An 18,999-nucleotide genomic window follows, 5' to 3' on the forward strand; every position below is an offset into this window, starting at 1 on the left:
GACGGTTTCTGCACGGCGGTGGGGCCCGCCGTACCCGAACCGCGGCCTGGATGCCGCCAACGGTCCCTACTTGCGATGGAGCGCGCCCGGTCCGGGTGACCTGCGAGTAGGAGACATGTCCGTGCAAGCCCCTCACACTCCGTCGGTGGATGAGCCCACTGGTCCTGACGCCGGTCCTCCGGCTCCCGTCCGGCGACGCCCGCTGGGCCCAGTCGTAGCTGTGGTGGCGCTTGGGGGCGCCCTCGGGGCAACGGCTCGGTACGGGGCCTCGCTGATGTGGCCCACCCCGCCGGGCGGATTTCCGTGGACGACGCTGGCCGTGAACGTGATCGGATGTGCGGTGATCGGCCTGTTCATGGTGGTGATCACCGATGTGTGGGCGGCGCACCGGTTGGTGCGGCCCTTCTTCGGTACCGGCGTGTTGGGCGGGTTCACGACGTTCTCGACGTATGCGGTGGATATTCAGGGTCTGGTGGACAGCGGCCACGCCCGTACAGGGATGGCATACCTGGGACTGACGCCGCTCGCGTCGCTGGCGGCGGTGTGGAGTGCGGTGTGGATGGCGCGCCGCGTAGTGGCGTGGAGGCAGGCATGACCAGGCTGACAGGCATGGCGGTGCGCGTAACGATCTTCATCGGGGAATCGGACCTGTGGCACCACAAACCGCTCTACACGGAGATCGTGCACCGGGCACACAAGGCGGGCATGGCGGGCGCGAGTGTGTTCCGGGGCATCGAGGGGTTCGGCGCCTCCTCATTGATTCACACCGTCCGGCTGCTGTCCCTGAGTGAGGATCTGCCGGTGGCGATCGTGATCGTGGATGACGAGGAACGCATCCGCGCCTTCCTGCCGCAACTCGACGAGTTGGTCACGGAGGGGCTGGTCGTCATGGACCACTGCGAAGTCATCCGTTACGCGGGCAGGGAGAAAGCCAAGTGAACTGGCTGCTGGTGGTGCTGGGGGCTGCGGTCGGCGCCCCGTTGCGCTTCCTGACCGACCGGGCGGTGCAGGCCAGGCACGACTCGGTCTTCCCGTGGGGGACCTTCGCGGTCAACGTCGTGGGCTGTCTGACACTGGGAGTGCTGACCGGGGCGGTGACGGCGGGGGCGGCGTCCTCACACGTGCAGTTGTTCCTGGGGACGGGGCTGTGCGGGGCACTGACGACGTACTCGACGTTCAGCTACGAGACGTTGCGGCTGGTCGAGGTCGGCGCGAAGTTGTACGCGGCGGTCAATGTGACCGCGAGCGTGGCCGCCGGGCTCGGCGCGGCCTTCCTCGGCGCCCTGTTCGCCGAGGCGCTCTGGGCCTGATCCCTGGGTGTCCTGATCAACTCCAACCGCATCGCCTCAGGACCACCGAAGTGGTGAGCCCGCTCCGTGAGGTTTGCCACGGTTCGGGCCCCGAACTGCGCGAGCAGGCCCCTGCGACGGTACCCCGGAGGCCCGCAAGCCGTCCGGTCAACGAGAAACGGGCCCCACCAGGACTTTCGTCTCTGGTGAGAACCCGTTTCGTCGGTTTCTCTCTGTCTGTGCGCGAGGGGGGAGTTGAACCCCCACGCCCTTTCGGGCACTGGAACCTGAATCCAGCGCGTCTGCCTATTCCGCCACCCGCGCATTGGGTGTTGCCGCCCCGTCCCCCACTTGTTCAGTGCGAGCGCCTGGCGACATGCAGAAGATTAGCACGCTGCACAGGGTGGATTCACATCCGATTGTTTCGCGGACGGTGCCGGGGAACAGGGAACGGAAGGCGGCCGCCCCCGCTCCTCCTTGGAGCACCCCGGGTGCGGGACACTGTCAGGAGGCCGCCTCTACGATCCGTGTGAGAGGTGACACTCATCGACGGGGCAGACAAGGGGAACCAGCCGATTTCCCGACGCGTGGATACGATCAGTAAGCAGTATCAGGACGGCAACGACGGAGGAGGTGCCTCATGGGAGTCCTGAAGAAGTTCGAGCAGCGACTCGAAGGTCTGGTCAACGGCACCTTCGCCAAGGTGTTCAAGTCCGAGGTCCAGCCTGTCGAGATCGCCGGCGCCCTCCAGCGCGAGTGCGACAACAACGCGACGATCTGGAACCGCGAGCGGACTGTCGTCCCCAACGACTTCATCGTGGAGCTCAGCGCGCCCGATTTCGAGCGCCTGAGCCCGTACTCCGGCCAGCTCGGCGACGAACTGTCCGGCCTGGTGCGCGACTACGCCAAGCAGCAGCGGTACACCTTCATGGGGCCGATCAAGGTCCACCTGGAGAAGGCGGACGACCTCGACACCGGCCTGTACCGGGTGCGCAGCCGCACCCTCGCGTCGAGTTCGTCACAGTCGCCCGAGCGGGCACCTGCCGGCCCTCAGGGCGGCGTCCGCGGCGGTTACGGCTACCCGCCCGCCGGGGCACCTCCCATGCCGGTGGCGCCCCCTCCGGGCGTCGGCCGGCCCGGCCCCGCGCCGGTCGCGGACCGCCGTCCGGCACCGGGCCCCGGCCCGATGCCGAGCACTCAGGTAAGACGTTGGATCGAGATCAACGGCACCCGCCATCAGATCTCCCGCCCGACGCTGGTGCTGGGTCGCAGCACCGACGCCGATGTGCGGATCGACGACCCCGGCGTATCGCGCCGGCACTGTGAGATCCGGACCGGAACGCCCTCGACGATCCAGGATCTCGGGTCTACCAACGGCATCGTGGTAGACGGGCAGCACACCACCCGCGCTACGCTCCGCGACGGCTCGCGGATCGTCGTGGGCAGCACCACCATCGTTTACCGGCAAGCCGAAGGGTGAAGCGGGGGCAATGTCAGAGCTGACCCTGACGGTCATGCGGCTAGGTTTCCTGGCCGTTCTGTGGCTGTTCGTCATCGTGGCCGTTCAGGTCATCCGCAGCGACCTGTTCGGTACGCGCGTCACACAACGCGGCTCGCGCCGCAATGCCGACGCGCGTCCCCAGCAGGCGCGCCAGAGCGCCGCGCCTCCGCAGCAGCGGCAGCAGGCGAGCAGCCGCCAGAGGCGCGGTGCGCCCACCAAACTGGTCGTCTCCGAGGGCACCCTCACGGGCACCACGGTGTCGCTGCAGGGCCAGACGATCACGCTGGGCCGGGCACATGACTCCACAATCGTGCTGGACGACGACTACGCGTCCAGCAGGCATGCCAGGATCTACCCGGACCGTGACGGCCAGTGGATCGTCGAGGATCTCGGGTCCACCAACGGCACATATCTCGACCGGACCCGACTCACCACCCCGACACCGATTCCGCTGGGCGCGCCGATCCGCATCGGCAAGACCGTCATCGAGCTGCGGAAGTAGTACGACAATGAGCGAGCGGAGCGAGCGAGCCGCGGCGGTCCCGACAGCGGACCGGGACGGGCTCCCGACCGGAGGGTGGGCAGTGTGGCTCGAGACCGGCTGTACCCCGAGCCGACGGGCGAGGTGCGCATGAGTCTGTCTCTGCGTTTCGCCGCCGGATCGCACAAGGGCATGATCCGGGAGGGCAACGAGGACTCCGGCTACGCCGGCCCCCGCCTTCTGGCCATCGCCGACGGCATGGGCGGCCAGGCCGCCGGCGAGGTCGCGTCGTCGGAGGTCATCTCCACGCTCGTCACACTCGACGACGACGTGCCCGGCTCGGACATCCTCACCTCACTCGGCACCGCGGTACAGCGTGCCAATGACCAGCTGCGGCTCATGGTCGAGGAGGACCCCCAGCTCGAAGGCATGGGCACCACGCTCACCGCCCTGCTCTGGACGGGCCAGCGCCTCGGCCTCGTACACGTCGGTGACTCGCGCGCCTATCTGCTGCGCGACGGCGTACTGACGCAGATCACGCAGGACCACACCTGGGTGCAGCGCCTCGTCGACGAGGGCCGGATCACCGAGGAGGAAGCCACCACCCACCCGCAGCGCTCCCTGCTGATGCGCGCGCTGGGCAGCGGCGACCATGTCGAGCCCGACCTCTCCATCCGCGAGGTCCGCGCCGGCGACCGCTACCTGATCTGCTCGGACGGACTGTCCGGCGTGGTCTCCCACCAGACGATGGAGGAGACGCTCGCCAGCTACCAGGGCCCGCAGGCGACGGTCCAGGACCTGATCCAGCTCGCGCTGCGCGGCGGCGGCCCCGACAACATCACGTGCATCGTCGCGGACGTCCTCGACACCGACTCCAACGACACCCTGGCCGGGCAGCTGAGCGACACCCCGGTCGTCGTCGGCGCGGTCGCCGAGAACCAGCTCCAGCTGAACGATGGCGGCGCCATGCAGACCCCGGCGGGCCGGGCGGCGGGACTGGGCCGCCCGGCAGCTCCGCAGCAGCGCGGCGGCGGCTTCGGCCCGCCCGGCAGCGGCGACGGCATGGGCTACGGCGGAATGCCGCCCGAGGGCAGCTTCGGGTCGTACACCGACGACGACTTCATCAAGCCGCGCGGCGGCCGCAAGTGGCTGAAGAGAAGCTTCTACACCGTGCTCGCGCTGGCGGTCGTCGGCGGTGGTCTGTACGGCGGCTACCGCTGGACGCAGACCCAGTACTACGTCGGATCCAAGGACGAGCACGTCGCGCTCTACCAGGGCATCAGCCAGGACCTGGCCTGGGTCTCGCTCTCGGACGTCGAGAAGGACCACCCCGAGATCGAACTCAAGTACCTCCCGCCCTACCAGCGCAAGCAGGTCGAGGCGACCATCACCGCCGACAGCCTCGTCAAGGCCCGCGCGAAGGTCGACGAGCTTGCCGACCAGGCCGCCGCCTGCAAGAAGGACGAGCAGCGCCGCGACGCCGCGGACCGCGCCAGCACTCCGCCGCCCGGTGAGGGCCAGGCCGGTGGCACCACCGGCAAGCCCACCACCCAGAAAGCCACGACCAAGCCGACCGCACCTACTCCCACTCCGGGCCCCACCCTCTCGGAGGAGGAGCAGAAGCTGGCCGCGAACTGCGGAAAGCAGTAATCGGCCGTAGGGGGCCTTTCTCCACCATGAGCGTTGTCACCAACACCACCACGATCGGCGCGATCGAAGCACCGAGCCGCCGCAACACCGAGCTGATGCTGCTCGCCTTCGCCGTCATCATCCCGGTGTTCGCGTACATCAACGTGGGTCTCGCACTCGACGGCAAGCTGCCTGCTGGAGTGCTCGGCTACGGCGTCGGCCTCGGTCTGCTCGCCGGTGTGGCGCATCTCGCGGTACGCAAGTTCGCCAAGTACGCCGACCCGCTGCTGCTTCCGCTGGCCGCGCTGCTCAACGGCCTCGGTCTGGTGATGATCTGGCGCCTGGACCAATCGCCCCGGCTGATCCAGCGCGCCGAGAAGCTCTTCGGAGGCTTCAGCCCTGACGCCCCCAAGCAGCTGCTGTACTCCGCGATCGGCATCGGCCTCTTCGTCGGCGTACTGATGCTGCTCAAGGACCACCGCATCCTGCAGCGCTACACCTACATCTCGATGGCAGCGGCTCTCGTCCTGCTGATCCTGCCGGTGTTCTTCCCGGCGGTGAACGGCGCCAAGATCTGGATCAGTCTCGGTCCCTTCACCATCCAGCCCGGCGAGTTCGCGAAGATCATCATTGCGATCTTCTTCTCCGGCTACCTGATGGTGAAGCGGGACGCCCTCGCGCTGGCCAGCCGCCGCTTCATGGGCCTGTACCTGCCTCGCGGCCGTGACCTCGGACCGATCCTCATGGTCTGGGCGATGTCGATCCTCATCCTGGTCTTCGAGACCGACCTCGGCACCTCGCTGCTGTTCTTCGGCCTCTTCGTGATCATGCTGTACGTCGCCACGGAGCGCACCAGCTGGATCGTCTTCGGTCTGCTGATGTCCGCGGTCGGCGCGGTAGGCGTCGCTTCCTTCGAACCGCACGTCCAGCAGCGCGTGGATTTCTGGCTCAACCCGTTCGCCGAAGAGACCTGGCGGCAGAGCGAACAGATCGGCCAGGCTCTGATGTCCTTCGGCTCCGGGGGTACCCTCGGCACCGGCCTCGGCCAGGGGGACTCCGACCTCATCGGCTTCGCCGCCAACTCCGACTTCATCCTCTCCACCTTCGGTGAAGAGATGGGCCTGGCCGGGATGATGGCGTTCCTGCTCCTCTACGGCCTGATCGTGGAGCGTGGCGTACGCACCGCGCTCGCCGCCCGCGACCCCTTCGGCAAGCTCCTCGCCATCGGCCTCTCCGGCGCCTTCGCCATCCAGGTCTTCGTCGTCGCCGGCGGTGTCATGGGCCTCATCCCGCTCACCGGAATGACCATGCCGTTCGTGGCCTACGGCGGTTCGTCCGTGATCGCCAACTGGGCGCTGATCGGCATCCTGATCCGTATCAGCGACACCGCGCGCCGTCCCGCGCCCGCTCCCGCTCCTTCCCCCGACGCCGAGATGACCCAGGTGGTCCGACCGTGAACAAGCCCCTGCGCCGGATCGCGATCTTCTGCGGGCTCCTGGTACTTGCTCTGCTGGTGCGCACCAACTGGCTCCAGTACGTCCAGGCCGACGACCTCAATACCAACTCGAAGAACCGCCGTGTCCTGATCGAGCGGTACGCCGCCGAGCGCGGCAACATCATCGTCGACGGCAAGCCGATCACCGGCTCCGTCGAGACGAACGACACGGACTTCAAGTTCAAGCGCACCTACGTCAACGGCCCCATGTGGGCGCCGGTCACCGGGTACGCCTCCCAGGCATTCGACGCCAACCAGATCGAGAAGCTCGAGGACGGCATCCTCACCGGCAACTCCGACCAGCTCTTCTTCGACCGCACGATGGCCATGTTCACCGGCGACAAGAAAAAGGGCGGCAACGTCGTCACGACGCTCAACGGCGCCGCGCAGAAGGCCGCCTATGAAGGCCTCGGCTCCAAGAAGGGCGCGGTCGCGGCCATCGACCCGCAGACCGGCAAGATCCTGGCTCTGGCGTCCACCCCCTCGTACGACCCCACCACCTTCGCCGGCTACGGCGCTTCGGACGAGAAGGCGTGGAACGCACTCGAGAGGGACAAGAACAAGCCGAAGCTCAACCGCGCGCTGCGCGAGGTCTACCCGCCCGGCTCCACGTTCAAGGTGGTCACGGCGGCCGCCGCGCTGGAGCACGGCGTGATCGACGACATCGACGCGGCGACCGACACCCCCGAGCCGTACATCCTTCCCAACACCACCAGGCCGATGGTCAACCACGCCAACGGCTGCAAGAACGCCAGCCTGATGAAGGCGCTCGAGGTCTCCTGCAACTCCGTCTTCGCCAAGCTCGGTGACGAGGTCGGCCGGGACAAGATGCTGGAGACGGCGCAGAAGTTCGGCTTCAACGACCCCGAGATCGACACCCCGGTGCGTGCCGCCGCCTCCGTCTACGACAAGAACATGGACAGGCCCGGCAACGCGCTCTCCTCCATCGGCCAGTTCAACACGGCCACCACGCCTCTTCAGATGGCCATGGTCGCCGCGGCGATCGCCAACGACGGCAAGCTCATGAAGCCGTACATGATCGACCAGCTGGAAACGCCCAAGCTGGACGTCATCAAGAAGACCGAGCCCCAGGAGATGAGCCGACCGCTCTCCCAGAAGAACGCGCAGCTCCTCCAGAAAATGATGGAGAACGTCGTCGAGAGCCCGAACGGCACCGGCGGCAAGGCCAAGATCGACAATGTGACGGTCGGCGGCAAGACCGGTACCGCCCAGCACGGCGAGAACAACAGCAAGAACCCGTACGCCTGGTTCATCTCGTACGCCAAGACCGCCGACGGGTCCCCGGTCGCCGTAGCGGTCGTCGTCGAGGACAGCGAGGCCAAGCGCGACGACATCACCGGCGGCGGTCTCGCAGGCCCCATCGCCCGCGACGTGATGAAGGCAGTACTGGACAGCAAGAAGTGACGCGGATCACGTCCGACGTCCATACCTGCACATTGCGATACCGGTCGGGTATCAGGTGACGGTCGCGGGCCGATCAGGTGGTGCGTGCCCGGTAGCGTATGCGCGAACAGCGCACCGCCGGACCACACACGGGTGCGGTCGGGACTGACGGAGAGGGCTGGAACAGTTATGGAAGAGCCGCGTCGCCTCGGCGGCCGGTACGAACTGGGCTCGGTGCTCGGCCGTGGTGGCATGGCGGAGGTCTACCTCGCCCACGACACCCGGCTCGGCCGCACCGTCGCCGTGAAGACGCTGCGGGCCGATCTCGCCCGTGACCCGTCCTTCCAGGCCCGGTTCCGCCGTGAGGCCCAGTCGGCCGCCTCGCTCAACCACCCGGCGATCGTCGCGGTCTACGACACGGGCGAGGACTATGTCGACGGGGTCTCGATCCCGTACATCGTCATGGAGTACGTCGACGGCTCCACGCTCAGAGAGCTGCTGCACTCCGGGCGCAAGCTGCTTCCAGAGCGCACGCTCGAGATGACCATCGGCATCCTCCAGGCGCTCGAGTACTCCCACCGCAACGGGATCGTCCACCGCGACATCAAGCCGGCGAACGTCATGCTGACGCGCACCGGCCAGGTCAAGGTCATGGACTTCGGCATCGCCCGCGCCATGGGCGACTCCGGGATGACGATGACCCAGACCGCGGCAGTGATCGGCACCGCACAGTACCTCTCCCCGGAGCAGGCCAAGGGCGAGCAGGTCGACGCCCGCTCCGACCTGTACTCCACCGGCTGTCTGCTGTACGAGCTCCTCACCGTCCGTCCGCCTTTCGTGGGCGACTCCCCGGTGGCGGTGGCGTATCAGCATGTCCGCGAGGAGCCGCAGCCGCCGAGCAACTTCGACCCCGAGATCACGCCCGAGATGGACGCCATCGTCCTGCGGGCCCTGGTCAAGGACCCCGACTACCGCTACCAGTCGGCCGACGAGATGCGCGCGGACATCGAGGCCTGCCTCGACGGCCAGCCGGTCGCGGCGACGGCGGCGATGGGCGCGGTCGGCTACGGCGGGTACTCCCCGGAGGACCAGCCGACCACGGCGCTGCGCCAGGCCGACCCGGCGGGCCAGACGTCGATGCTTCCGCCGATGAACCCGGACGACGGGGGCTACGGCTACGACGACCGCCCGGACCGCCGCCGCCAGAAGAAGTCCAACACCTCGACGATCCTGCTGGTCCTCGCGGGCATCCTGGTGCTGGTCGGCGCGGTGCTGATCGGCAAGGCGGTCTTCGGCGGCGGTGACGGCGGCGCCGGCGATGTGCCGGTGCCGCAGCTCGTCGGCAAGCCCTTCGCGGAAGCCCAGACACTCGCGAAGAACGCGGGTGTCAAGGTTGCCGAGTCCGGTAAACAGCGCTGCGATCAGCCCAAGGGCAGCATCTGCAGCCAGACGCCGGCCAGCGGCAATATGCAGCAGGGCGAAACCGTCCAGGTCGTCGTCTCCGAGGGCGCGCCCAAGGTCGAGGTCCCAGACGTCACCGAGAAGTCGCGGCAGAACGCCGAGAAGGCCCTGACCGACAAGGGCTTCAAGGTCAAGATCGAGGAGTCCGAGTCCTCGAACGAGGACCCGGGCACCGTGCTCAGTCAGGACCCGCAGGGCGGCACCAAGGTCGAGAAGGGCACCGAGGTCACCCTCACCGTGGCCAAGCAGGCCAAGGTCACCGTGCCTCCGGTCGTGGGCCGGCTGATCGACGACGCCAAGAGCCAGCTGGAGACCCTCGAGTTCACGGTCGCGCGGGTCGATGTGGACTCCGACCAGCCGGCGGGCACGGTCATCGAGCAGGACCCGGCGGGCAATTCCAAGGCAGCCAAGGGCGCCACGGTCACGCTGAAGGTCTCCAAGGGCCCGCAGCAGACCGCTCAGGTGCCTCAGCTGTTCAACAAGACGATCGGCGAAGCCAGGCAGCTCCTCGCTCAGGCCGGTCTGCAACTCGGTGCCGTCAACGGTCCGAACGACGACAAGGCCCGGATCATCGTTCAGGACCCGGCGGCCGGTTCGCAGGCGACTCCCGGCCAGCAGGTCAACGTGCAGACCATTGACGGTGGCGGGGGCGGGGGCGGGAACAACGGCGGCGGGGGCGACGGCGGAATCTTCGGATAGCGCCAGGCCCACTTCGGCAGGAGGCCCCGGCACCCTCATCGGGTGGCCGGGGCCTCCTGCTGTGACCGCTGCCCGGAAAGCGCGGGCACCTCGCCGGACAGGGGCCTAGCGCAGCTCCGCCGGCGGCGTGCGGTCCGCGTCGACCTTCTCCGTACGCACCAGCTCGCCCCACACGATGTAGCGGTAGTCCGAGGTGTAGATGGGCGTACACGTCGTCAGCGTGATGTACCGGCCCGGCTTCGTCTTGCCCGACTCCTTCGGGATCGGCTGCAGTACGTCCACGTTGTACTTCGAGGTCTCCTGAAGCTCGTTGTAGACCTTGTAGACGTACCAGGTGTCCCGCGTCTCGAAGACGATCGGGTCCCCGTCCTTCAGCTTGTGGATGTTGTGGAACTTCGCTCCGTGGCCGTCGCGGTGCGCCGCCAGCGTGAAGTTACCCTTGCCGGCCCAGGGGAGCGTCGACTTGATCGGGTCCGTGTAGTAGCCCGCGATGCCGTCGTTGAGGCTGTTGGAGTCGGTGCCCTTCTTCACCAGCACCTCGCCGTTCTTCATCGCGGGTACGTGGAGGAAGCCGATGCCGTCCTTGGTGTCGAGGGCGCCGGGGGCGGTGCTCGCCCAGCCGTCGCGCATGTGGTCGCCCTGTTTGGAGGCCTCGCGCTCGGCAAGGACGTTCGTCCACCACAGCGAGTAGACGACGAAGAGCCCCAGCACCACGCCCGCGGTGATCAGCAGTTCGCCGAAGACACTGATGACACCGGCGACCCGGCTACGCGCACGTGACACTGCACCTGTTCCCGTCTTGAAGTCCCACCGCACCTACCGCGTTCAGCCGACGAGCGCGTCGGGCTTGCCCTTGCTGCGCGGTCGTTCGTCGACCATCTTGCCCCACACGATCATTCGGTACGTACTCGTGAATTCCGGCGTACACGTCGTCAGGGTGATGTAGCGGCCCGGTCCGCCGAATCCGGAGCCCTCCGGCACCGGAGCGATCACGCTCACGTTCGACGGCGACGTCTGGGGGAGGATGCTCGCCATCTTGTACGTGTAGTACGCGTCCTGTGTCTCGACAACGATCGGGTCCCCCGGCTGGAGACGGTTGATGTACCGGAACGGTTCGCCGTGGGTGTTGCGGTGACCCGCGACCGCGAAGTTGCCCACCTTGTCCGAGGGCATCGCGGTCTTCAGCTTCCCCTCGCCGTAATGGCCCACCATGCCCCGGTCGAGGACCTTGTGCTTGCTGATGCCCTCGGCGATCGGGACGACCACGTCCAGTTTGGGGATGTGCATGATCGCGAATCCCTGCCCGGGCTCGAACACACCGGGCTTGCGGCCCTTCGCCCAGTCGTCCTGGATCTTGTTCGTCGCCTGGTTGGCCTGCTGCCCTGCGCGTATGTTCGTCCACCAGAGCTGGTACGTGACGAACAGCAGCATCAGCACGCCGAAGCTGATGAAGAGTTCACCGATGGCGCGGCTCGCGATGACGGCGGGGCTGTCCTTCGCGGCACGCGCCGCGCGGCGGGCCTCGACGCGTGACAGGGGCCTGGCGGGCGCGGGGGCGTCCGAGGCGGCGGCAGCGGGCGCGGCGTGCCTACGCCCCCGGGCCTTGGCGGCCCGGCGCCGCTCGGCACGGCCGGGACCCGCAGGCGTCTGTGCCGCGCGCCGGGTGTCCGCCGTCCGCAGGGCGACGGTTTCGTCGTCCGGTACCGGTATCGGCTCGGACCTCTGCTGAGGCATCGCGACGGTCTCGTACGACGCCGCCCCGGGTTCCGCTTCGGGTTGCGTCCGGGCGTACCAGTCCCGCTGATAGCCCTCCGGGTCGTCTACGGAGTACTGGCGGTGGCCAGACCACTCCTGAGGCTGAGCGGTCGGAGCCTGAGGGCCGCGAGCCTGCTCCTCGTCCGGGGTGTTCGCCGCACTGAACCACGGCGTCCCGCGCTCCCCCGGCGGCATGGGGTCTCCCCACGGCGTGGGGGAAGGATCCGTCAGCGGGTCGTACTCATACCCGTCCTCAGGACGCTGAGCGTTCACGCCAGGGCCTTGCCCACCACCGGTGCGAGCCCCGCCGAACGCCCGACCGCCCCGGTGTCGCCGCACTGCTCGAGCCAGTTGGCGAGCATCAGGTGGCCGTGCTCGGTGAGGACCGACTCGGGGTGGAACTGCACACCCTCGACGGCCAGTTCACGGTGACGCAGTCCCATGATGATTCCGTCCGCGGTCCGTGCCGTGACCTCCAACTCGTCCGGCAGCTCCGCCGGCTCGGCGGCCAGCGAGTGGTAGCGCGTCGCGGTGAACGGCGAAGGCAGCCCCGCGAACACGCCCTTGCCCTCGTGCGTGACCGGCGAGGTCTTGCCGTGCAGCAGCTCGGGTGCGCGGCCCACCACACCGCCGTACGCCACGGCCATCGACTGCATCCCCAGGCAGACGCCGAAGACCGGAACTCCGGTCCCTGCGCAGTGGCGCACCATCTCGATGCACACACCGGCCTGCTCGGGCGCTCCGGGCCCGGGGGACAGCAGCACCCCGTCGAAGCCGTCCTGCGCATGCGCGGGCGCCACCTCGTCGTTGCGCACCACCTCGCACTCCGCACCGAGCTGGTACAGGTACTGGACGAGGTTGAAGACGAAGCTGTCGTAGTTGTCGACGACCAGGATGCGGGCGCTCATCGGGCCGCCCCCGCTCCGTCGACCGTCACATCGTTGAACGGAAGCAGCGGCTCCGCCCACGGGAAGACGTACTGGAACAGCACGTAGACGACCGCGAGGATCAGCACGAGCGAGAGAAACGCCCGCACCCATGCGTTGCCCGGCAGATGCCGCCAGATCCAGCCGTACATGCTGTCCCTTTCCGTTCGGTACCGCACCAGACTAAGGGGCGCCAGGGGCACATGGGTCAGCCGCGCAAAGCTTCCGGTTTGCCGTCGGTCACAGGCTGGGTGGCGTCCAGATGCGCCCAGGCGATCAGCCGGTGGCTGCTGCCCCATTCCGGATCACAGGTGGTCAGCGTCAGATAGCGCCCCGGCCCGGCGAAGCCGGACTTCCTGGGGACGGGGTCGATGACGCCGATGTCGCTCGGGAGGGTCCGGTAGGGCTCCCGGTCGATGCGGTACGTGAACCAGGTCGTCCCGTCCGTCAGCACCACCGCGTCCCCCGGCCGCAGCTCGGGGAAGTCCTTGAAGGGATCGCCGTAGGTGCGCCGGTGGCCCGCGACCGAGAAGTTGCCGCTGCCGCCGAGGGCTGTGGTGGAGGCGTAGTGCCCGAGCCCCTTCTTGAGGGTGCCCGTGGAGGTGCCTTCCAGGACCGGCCAGTCCCAACTGCCGCCGAAGCGGGGGATGTACATGACCGCGAAGGGCTTGCCGTCGCGGTACTCCTTGGGAGCGGCCGGAGCGGGCGTGGTCGTGCGCTCCGGAACGGGGGTGGCGGCGGGAGCCCCGACCGGGCCCTGCGACCACTCCTCCTGGAGACTGGCGATCTGTCCGCCGGTGGCGTCGGCCGCCTTGATTCCGGTCCAGAACAGCACGTACACGACAAAGAGCACGATCAAGGTGCCAACGGTGATGCACAGTTCACTGAAGGTCCTGACGATCAACCGCACCGGTACCGTCCGTCGCACCGTCCCCCCAGGGCTACTCCACGCGCTTCGCGTAGTGGAGATCCACTGTGCCGGAGTAGCCGGGGAGAGTCACCGCCTCGCGCTCGTCGACTTTCCAGCCGAGCCCGTAGGCCTTCACATACAGCTGGTAGTTCTGGATCGCGGGGGAGGCGGCGAGCGCTTTCTTGAGCGCGCCCCTGTTGCCGACGGCGGTGACCTTGTACGGCGGGGAGTAGACGCGTCCCTGGAGGATCAGTGTGTTGCCCACGCAGCGCACGGCGCTGGTGGAGATCAGCCGCTGGTCCATGACCTGGATGCCCCTGGCGCCGCCCTGCCACAGCGCGTTCACGACGGCCTGCAGGTCCTGCTGGTGGATGACCAGGTCGTTGGCCTGCGGCTCGGGGTAGCCGGGGGCTGCCTGGGCGTTGGGCGGGGCATCGTTGAGGGTGACGCTGAGGGCGGGCCCGCTGACCTTCGAGGTGCCCGCGGCCTTCTCCAGGGCGCCGAGCCGGATGTCCTCGGCCTTGGTGGAGCCGTCGTCGCGCCGGGCGAGGGCGTCGACGTCGGAGCGCACCGCCGCGGTGGACTCGTCGAGGTCGGCGTTCTTCGTGCTGCGCTGCTGGATCAGGTCGGAGAGCTTCAGCATCGACGCGTCCTGACGGATGTTGGTGCCCTTGGCCGTGTTGAAGCTGGTCACGAAGATCAGCCCGGCAAGGGCGAACACAGCAGCCGTAAGGAACCGGACGGTCCCGCCCGTCACCCGGCCACCACCCCTCATCGGGCTTCGCCACCTTCCTGTCCGTCGAAGCGGTTGTCCGGACCTTGGGGGTAGTCGGCAGAATTGCTCAACGTACCCTTATCTCCTCAGGCGCCGCGGAAGCACTACGCTAACGGACGCCCGGGGGAGGCGGTGGTCCCCCTCGCTCCAGCCCCTGGCGTCAAGCCACAGTTCCCTGCGCGGTCACGCAGCGCATCGACAGGAGAGTCCCTCGTGCCGAAGTCACGTATCCGCAAGAAGGCCGACTTCACGCCGCCGCCGGCGTCGAAGCAGGCGACCAGCATCAAGCTGACCAGCCGCAGCTGGGTCGCACCGGTGATGCTCGCGCTGTTCCTGATCGGTCTTGCCTGGATCGTCCTCTTCTATGTCACCGAGGGCGACCTTCCGATCAAGAGCTTCGGCAACTGGAACATCGTGGCCGGCTTCGGCTTCATCGCCGCCGGCTTCGGCGTATCCACCCAGTGGAAGTAGCTTCTCCGCAGCGTCGCCGTCAAGCCCTGCCCTAAGGTTATCCACAGCGTTGTCCACAGTGGGGAAAACTCAGACGATCTGTGGATAACCCTCAAAGCATTGACGCCGGTGTGACTGCATCGGCCATCTTGATGAAGCGCCCCGCCCCTTGTCCCTGCTGGGAAAAACCAGCTCAGCGACAAGGGGCACGCTTGTTCCCCACAGCATGCACAAGATCGACCACACGCTGTGGACAAGTTTGGGGAAAGATCTCGCTCAGGTGAGCGCGGCGGTCCTGGCCACGACTATCACGACCGTCGCCACAAGGACCAGGACACACGTGCCGGCCTGCACGAGATTGCGGTGCTCGCGGGGAGCGTGCACCAGCCCGAAGGCAATGGCCGTGCCCGCGGCCAGGCCGCCGACGTGCGCCTCCCAGGCGATGCCCGACCAGGTGAAGGTGAAGAGCAGGTTCAGCGCGAGCAGCGCGATGACCGGCCGCATGTCGTAGTTGAGGCGGCGCATCAGTACGGCGGTGGCGCCGAGCAGTCCGAAGATGGCTCCGGAGGCGCCGAGCGAGGCCTTGTCCGGAGCCTCGAGCAGATAGGTCAGGGCGCTGCCGGCCAGCCCGGAGAGCAGATAGAGCACGAGGTAGCGAATGCGGCCCAGCGCCTGCTCCAGGGGGCCTCCCAGCCACCACAGGCCCAGCATGTTGAAGGCGATGTGCCAGATCTGCTGGTGCAGGAACATCGACGTGAAGAGCCGGTACCACTCGCCCTCGGCGACCCCGTCCACCGGGACGAACGGCGCGGGCGGCCACTGCGCGATCAGCGCCAGATCGCTGACCACGCGGTCGCTCGCCAGCGCGGCGACGAACACGGCGAGGTTGATCGCCATGAGGATCTTGGTGACCAGGTGGGGGCTGGCGGCCACCGCGCCTCCGGCCACGGTCCGCGGCCGGTTCGCGGCCGGCCCGTGTCCCGTACCGGATCCCGAACGGACGCACTCCGGGCACTGGAAGCCGACCGACGCGCTGACCATGCACTCCGGGCAGATCGGCCGGTCGCAACGGGTGCAGCTGATGCCCGTCTCGCGGTCCGGATGCCGGTAGCAGCTGAGGCCGTGCGCGTCCTGCGGCTGCTGCCCACTGCCTGGCGCCTGGTCCATGGGTCCCTCTGTCTCTCTAACTCAACACACCGCCCCGCCCATCCATACGGATGAGCGGGGCGAATTGGTTCCCGTCGGGGTCGCCGAGGATCCCCGGGGCCCACGGGGTTCAGCCCTCGCGGGTCTCCACGACGACCGACTCGATCACGACATCGCTGACCGGGCGGTCGGTGCGCGCGTTGGTCTGGGTGGCCGCGATCGTGTCCACGACCTTCTTGCCCGTCTCGCTGGTGACCTCGCCGAAGATGGTGTGCTTGCGGGTCAGCCAGGCGGTGGGTGACACGGTGATGAAGAACTGCGAGCCGTTGGTGCCCGGGCCGGCGTTCGCCATGGCCAGCAGGTACGGCTTGTCGAAGGCGAGGTCCGGGTGGAACTCGTCCTGGAACTCGTACCCCGGGCCGCCCGTGCCGTTGCCCAGCGGATCGCCGCCCTGGATCATGAAGCCGCTGATCACGCGGTGGAAGACCGTGCCGTCGTACAGCTTGTCCGTGGACTTCTTGCCGGTCGCCGGGTGGGTCCACTCACGCTCGCCCTTGGCGAGCTCCACGAAGTTCTTGACCGTCTTGGGCGCGTGGTTCGGCAGAAGCCGGATCTCGATGTCGCCTTGGTTGGTCTTCAGGGTGGCGTACAGCTGCTCGGCCACGATCTGCCTTCCGTAAGTCTGCTCTGACGTCACACGATCCTCGCACGCGAGAGCTGCCTACGGATAAAAGGCGTCGAGTCGTCGACGAAGCGGCGCGTTGTGGGACGAACCGTGGCATCGTCGTCCGCAAGGTCCCTGCATGACCCGGATGCCCGCCCGGCATGCCGAGGGCGCACTCAACAGGCATGATTTCCAGACGGGTGGAAAGGCGAAACTGTGCCTAACTGGAAGTAAACCCCAGCCACCCAGTACGCCACCGAGGAGGAGGATCCCGTGACCCGCATGGACAGCGTGCGCGCCGCGACCGGTACGGCGAAGGACAGCGTGCTGCACGCCGCGGACGTGGTGGCGCCATACGCCGGTACGGCCAAGGACCAGGCCGCGCTATATGCGCACGAGGCCCGCGTACGGCTCGCGCCCAAAGTCTCCAAGGCCGCTGCTCAGGCCCGTGTTCAGTACGACGCACGTGTTGCGCCGCATGTGCCGCCGAAAGTGGACGAGGCAGCGCACCGAGCCGCGGTTCAGGCCCGGAAGGCGGCTCGTCAGGCGGCGGACTACACCGTTCCGCGCTTCGAGCAGGCGGTGGCCGTCGCTCAGCCCGTACGGGAGGAGGCTCTGGCCCGCTCCGCTGCGGCACTGGCCGCGCTGCGCGGACAGGTGACGGCGAAGGACATTCAGAAGCTGGTGAGGAAGCACGAGCGGCGCTCGAAGACCGCGCGGCTCGGCAAGGGTCTGGCGGTCATCGGTGTGCTGGCCGGTGCGGCTTTCGCGCTCTGGAGGTGGTGGGACAAGCAGGCCAACCCCGACTGGCTGGTGGAACCGCCCGCTGCCACGGAGATCTCCGACCGAGCCCCGCTGGCGTCCGTCGACGGCAGTGAGCAAGGAGACCTGGACCCCGAGGTGCAGGCGAAGCAGGACGAGGCGGAGGCCGGCGAGGGCGACGATCAGCGCTGATCGCACACCGCCCGTGGGCAGGTGGCGCCAGGAGAGCTGAGCGTCCCGGCGCCTCATGCCGAGGCGGACGCCGTATCGGTCACGCGGTCGGCGGCAGGACCCGGCGCAATGTCCGCGAGATCGGCACTGTCGGCGTCGGCCGCGGGCAGGTGACGGGTGGCCGGCGACGATCCATGGGCCTCGGCGCGGATGCGCTGCTTGATCGTGGGCGGCAGCGATCTGTCACGTGCGGCTCTGCTCCATGGCGTACTGGGCGAAGGCACGGTCGGCCGGACAGCCTGCCGACGATGCTGCTTCGGGACGACCGGCACGACCGGCACCTCCGGCGTCCGCACGGCCGGCCGGCGCGTGGCGGTGGTGAGCCCCACCGAGGCAAGCAGCGCAAAGAACGCGGTGATGAACGCGGTCCACAGATTCCTGACCTTCAGGGCGGCCATGACCCCTCGCTTTCGGGTTGAGCGATCTACATACCTTTCTCATGATGTGTACGCATCTCGGGAAGTGCGGGAGCGACGCCGCCACTGCGCAGTTCTTCCGATGAACACCACCCGGACGGCCCATTCCACGGTGCGGGCAGGGCGGCGAGGCAGTACTGGACAGCAAGAAAGGGCGCTCCGATCTGTTCTCGACAGATCGGAGCGCCCTCGTCTGTGGAGCCTAGGGGAGTCGAACCCCTGACATCTGCCATGCAAAGACAGCGCTCTACCAACTGAGCTAAGGCCCCGGGAGGGGTGGGTACGGCCGAGCAGAAACCCGCCTCGGCCACCGCCGCAGACCAGAGTACCGGGTAACCCCATGAATCCTGCAAAAGGATTGGGACTCCCGATGGGCGACCACTCTCCGTAAGATGCTCGTCGGGGTTCGCGGCAGCGAAGCCCGCTCTGGGGAAGCGATGGGGAGACGCAAATGGACGCCGTGCAGCAGGAAACAACCGCAAGAGCCAGAGAGCTGCAGCGCAGCTGGTACGGAGAGCCGCTGGGGGCGCTCTTTCGTCGGCTCATCGATGATCTGGGCCTGAACCAGGCCCGCCTTGCTGCGGTGCTCGGGCTGTCGGCGCCGATGCTCTCCCAGCTGATGAGCGGCCAGCGCGCCAAGATCGGCAACCCCGCCGTGGTCCAGCGGGTGCAGGCACTCCAGGACCTGGCGAGCCAGGTCGCCGACGGCAGTGTCAGCGCGGTCGAGGCCACGGACCGGATGGAAGAGATCAAGAAGTCGCAGGGCGGCTCCGTACTGACCGGCACCAGCCAGAGCACAAGCAGCTCCGGAGCGCCGACAGTTCGCCGGGTCGTACGCGAGATCCAGTCGCTGCTTCGTTCGGTGGCCGCGGCGGGCGACATCATCGATGCGGCGGACTCGCTCGCCCCGAGCCACCCCGAGCTGGCAGAGTTCCTGCGGGTGTACGGCGCCGGTCGCACGGCCGAGGCTGTCGCCCACTACGAGTCGCATCAGAGCTGACGCAT

The 18,999-nt window shown here is 67.9% G+C and carries 21 protein-coding genes and 2 tRNA genes; 12 read left to right on the forward strand and 11 right to left on the reverse strand.

What is annotated here, in order from left to right:
* The first annotated feature begins 115 nt into the window (after positions 1–115).
* Genes crcB (FBY35_RS17515) through crcB (FBY35_RS17525) form a run of 3 tightly spaced genes read left to right on the forward strand, consistent with a single transcriptional unit; the run spans position 116 to position 1,310 of the window.
* Positions 116–595: a fluoride efflux transporter CrcB gene (crcB, locus tag FBY35_RS17515; protein ID WP_142214694.1), complete on the forward strand. Its 480-nt coding sequence runs from the start codon at positions 116–118 to the stop codon at positions 593–595.
* Positions 592–939, forward strand: coding sequence for a DUF190 domain-containing protein (locus FBY35_RS17520; protein ID WP_142214695.1), 348 nt, complete (start codon positions 592–594; stop codon positions 937–939). The genes crcB (FBY35_RS17515) and FBY35_RS17520 overlap by 4 nt, the downstream gene beginning before the upstream one ends.
* On the forward strand, positions 936–1,310 hold the full coding sequence (crcB, locus tag FBY35_RS17525; protein ID WP_142214696.1) for a fluoride efflux transporter CrcB: 375 nt from the start codon (positions 936–938) through the stop codon (positions 1,308–1,310). Before FBY35_RS17520 ends, crcB (FBY35_RS17525) begins: the two co-directional genes overlap by 4 nt.
* A 219-nt stretch (positions 1,311–1,529) precedes the next feature.
* Here the strand turns inward: crcB (FBY35_RS17525) and FBY35_RS17530 are convergent.
* Positions 1,530–1,613 (reverse strand) — tRNA-Leu (locus tag FBY35_RS17530).
* Between the two features lie 316 nt (positions 1,614–1,929).
* On the opposite strand from FBY35_RS17530, the gene FBY35_RS17535 reads away from it, so the two are divergent.
* The 6 genes from FBY35_RS17535 to pknB all read left to right on the forward strand — a co-directional run bounded on the left by FBY35_RS17535 (position 1,930) and on the right by pknB (position 9,959).
* Positions 1,930–2,769, forward strand: coding sequence for a DUF3662 and FHA domain-containing protein (locus FBY35_RS17535; RefSeq protein ID WP_142214697.1), 840 nt, complete (start codon positions 1,930–1,932; stop codon positions 2,767–2,769).
* A gap of 10 nt (positions 2,770–2,779) precedes the next feature.
* Positions 2,780–3,292: an FHA domain-containing protein gene (locus FBY35_RS17540; protein ID WP_142214698.1), complete on the forward strand. Its 513-nt coding sequence runs from the start codon at positions 2,780–2,782 to the stop codon at positions 3,290–3,292.
* A 129-nt stretch (positions 3,293–3,421) separates the two neighbouring features.
* Positions 3,422–4,921 carry a PP2C family serine/threonine-protein phosphatase gene (locus tag FBY35_RS17545; RefSeq protein ID WP_142214699.1) on the forward strand — a complete coding sequence of 500 codons (1,500 nt, stop codon included), beginning with the start codon at positions 3,422–3,424 and terminating at the stop codon, positions 4,919–4,921.
* Positions 4,922–4,947: 26 nt separating this feature from the next.
* Entirely contained in the window at positions 4,948–6,357 is a 1,410-nt protein-coding gene (locus FBY35_RS17550) for an FtsW/RodA/SpoVE family cell cycle protein (protein ID WP_142214700.1), read from the forward strand.
* The gene (locus FBY35_RS17555; protein WP_142214701.1) at positions 6,354–7,820 is read left to right on the forward strand and encodes a penicillin-binding protein 2; all 1,467 of its coding nucleotides are present in this window, start codon (positions 6,354–6,356) and stop codon (positions 7,818–7,820) included. The genes FBY35_RS17550 and FBY35_RS17555 overlap by 4 nt, the downstream gene beginning before the upstream one ends.
* A 168-nt stretch (positions 7,821–7,988) precedes the next feature.
* On the forward strand, positions 7,989–9,959 hold the full coding sequence (gene pknB, locus FBY35_RS17565; RefSeq protein WP_142214702.1) for a Stk1 family PASTA domain-containing Ser/Thr kinase: 1,971 nt from the start codon (positions 7,989–7,991) through the stop codon (positions 9,957–9,959).
* 105 nt (positions 9,960–10,064) lie between these two features.
* Here pknB and FBY35_RS17570 read toward each other — a convergent pair whose 3' ends face one another.
* Genes FBY35_RS17570 through FBY35_RS17590 form a run of 6 tightly spaced genes read right to left on the reverse strand, consistent with a single transcriptional unit; the run spans position 10,065 to position 14,325 of the window.
* A complete protein-coding gene (locus FBY35_RS17570; protein WP_142214703.1) occupies positions 10,065–10,742 on the reverse strand; it encodes a class E sortase in 678 nt (225 codons plus the stop codon).
* 42 nt (positions 10,743–10,784) lie between these two features.
* A complete protein-coding gene (locus FBY35_RS17575) occupies positions 10,785–11,987 on the reverse strand; it encodes a class E sortase (protein ID WP_399208285.1) in 1,203 nt (400 codons plus the stop codon).
* Positions 11,984–12,622: an aminodeoxychorismate/anthranilate synthase component II gene (locus tag FBY35_RS17580; protein WP_142214704.1), complete on the reverse strand. Its 639-nt coding sequence runs from the start codon at positions 12,620–12,622 to the stop codon at positions 11,984–11,986. The genes FBY35_RS17575 and FBY35_RS17580 overlap by 4 nt, the downstream gene beginning before the upstream one ends.
* Positions 12,619–12,792 (reverse strand): hypothetical protein, encoded by a 174-nt coding sequence (locus FBY35_RS36445; protein WP_186356957.1) that lies wholly within the window; start codon positions 12,790–12,792, stop codon positions 12,619–12,621. Before FBY35_RS36445 ends, FBY35_RS17580 begins: the two co-directional genes overlap by 4 nt.
* Positions 12,793–12,848: 56 nt before the next feature.
* Positions 12,849–13,550, reverse strand: coding sequence for a class E sortase (locus FBY35_RS17585; protein ID WP_142214705.1), 702 nt, complete (start codon positions 13,548–13,550; stop codon positions 12,849–12,851).
* A 31-nt stretch (positions 13,551–13,581) separates the two neighbouring features.
* Complete coding sequence (locus FBY35_RS17590; protein WP_186356958.1) at positions 13,582–14,325, reverse strand: DUF881 domain-containing protein; 744 nt, start codon at positions 14,323–14,325, stop codon at positions 13,582–13,584.
* Positions 14,326–14,538: 213 nt separating this feature from the next.
* Here FBY35_RS17590 and crgA point away from each other — a divergent pair, with 213 nt between their 5' ends.
* Positions 14,539–14,796, forward strand: a complete 258-nt coding sequence (gene crgA / locus FBY35_RS17595) for a cell division protein CrgA (RefSeq protein ID WP_142214706.1) — start codon at positions 14,539–14,541, stop codon at positions 14,794–14,796.
* 255 nt (positions 14,797–15,051) lie between these two features.
* Here the strand turns inward: crgA and FBY35_RS17600 are convergent, their stop codons facing one another.
* Positions 15,052–15,942, reverse strand: a complete 891-nt coding sequence (locus FBY35_RS17600; RefSeq protein ID WP_142214707.1) for a rhomboid family intramembrane serine protease — start codon at positions 15,940–15,942, stop codon at positions 15,052–15,054.
* Positions 15,943–16,051: 109 nt separating this feature from the next.
* Positions 16,052–16,585 (reverse strand): peptidylprolyl isomerase, encoded by a 534-nt coding sequence (locus tag FBY35_RS17605; RefSeq protein ID WP_142214708.1) that lies wholly within the window; start codon positions 16,583–16,585, stop codon positions 16,052–16,054.
* A 273-nt stretch (positions 16,586–16,858) separates the two neighbouring features.
* Here FBY35_RS17605 and FBY35_RS17610 point away from each other — a divergent pair, with 273 nt between their 5' ends.
* Positions 16,859–17,539, forward strand: coding sequence for a DUF5324 family protein (locus FBY35_RS17610; protein ID WP_142214709.1), 681 nt, complete (start codon positions 16,859–16,861; stop codon positions 17,537–17,539).
* A 53-nt stretch (positions 17,540–17,592) separates the two neighbouring features.
* On the opposite strand, the gene FBY35_RS17615 is transcribed toward FBY35_RS17610, so the two are convergent.
* Both FBY35_RS17615 and FBY35_RS17620 read right to left on the reverse strand, forming a co-directional pair.
* Positions 17,593–17,976: a DUF6344 domain-containing protein gene (locus FBY35_RS17615; RefSeq protein ID WP_186356959.1), complete on the reverse strand. Its 384-nt coding sequence runs from the start codon at positions 17,974–17,976 to the stop codon at positions 17,593–17,595.
* Between the two features lie 214 nt (positions 17,977–18,190).
* Positions 18,191–18,263 (reverse strand) — tRNA-Ala (locus FBY35_RS17620).
* A gap of 182 nt (positions 18,264–18,445) precedes the next feature.
* Between FBY35_RS17620 and FBY35_RS17625 the strand changes: the two genes are divergently transcribed.
* Positions 18,446–18,994, forward strand: a complete 549-nt coding sequence (locus FBY35_RS17625) for a DNA-binding protein (protein WP_142214710.1) — start codon at positions 18,446–18,448, stop codon at positions 18,992–18,994.
* Positions 18,995–18,999: the final 5 nt, after the last annotated feature.

The sequence above is a fragment of the Streptomyces sp. SLBN-118 genome (assembly GCF_006715635.1).
Classification (GTDB): Bacteria; Actinomycetota; Actinomycetes; order Streptomycetales; family Streptomycetaceae; genus Streptomyces.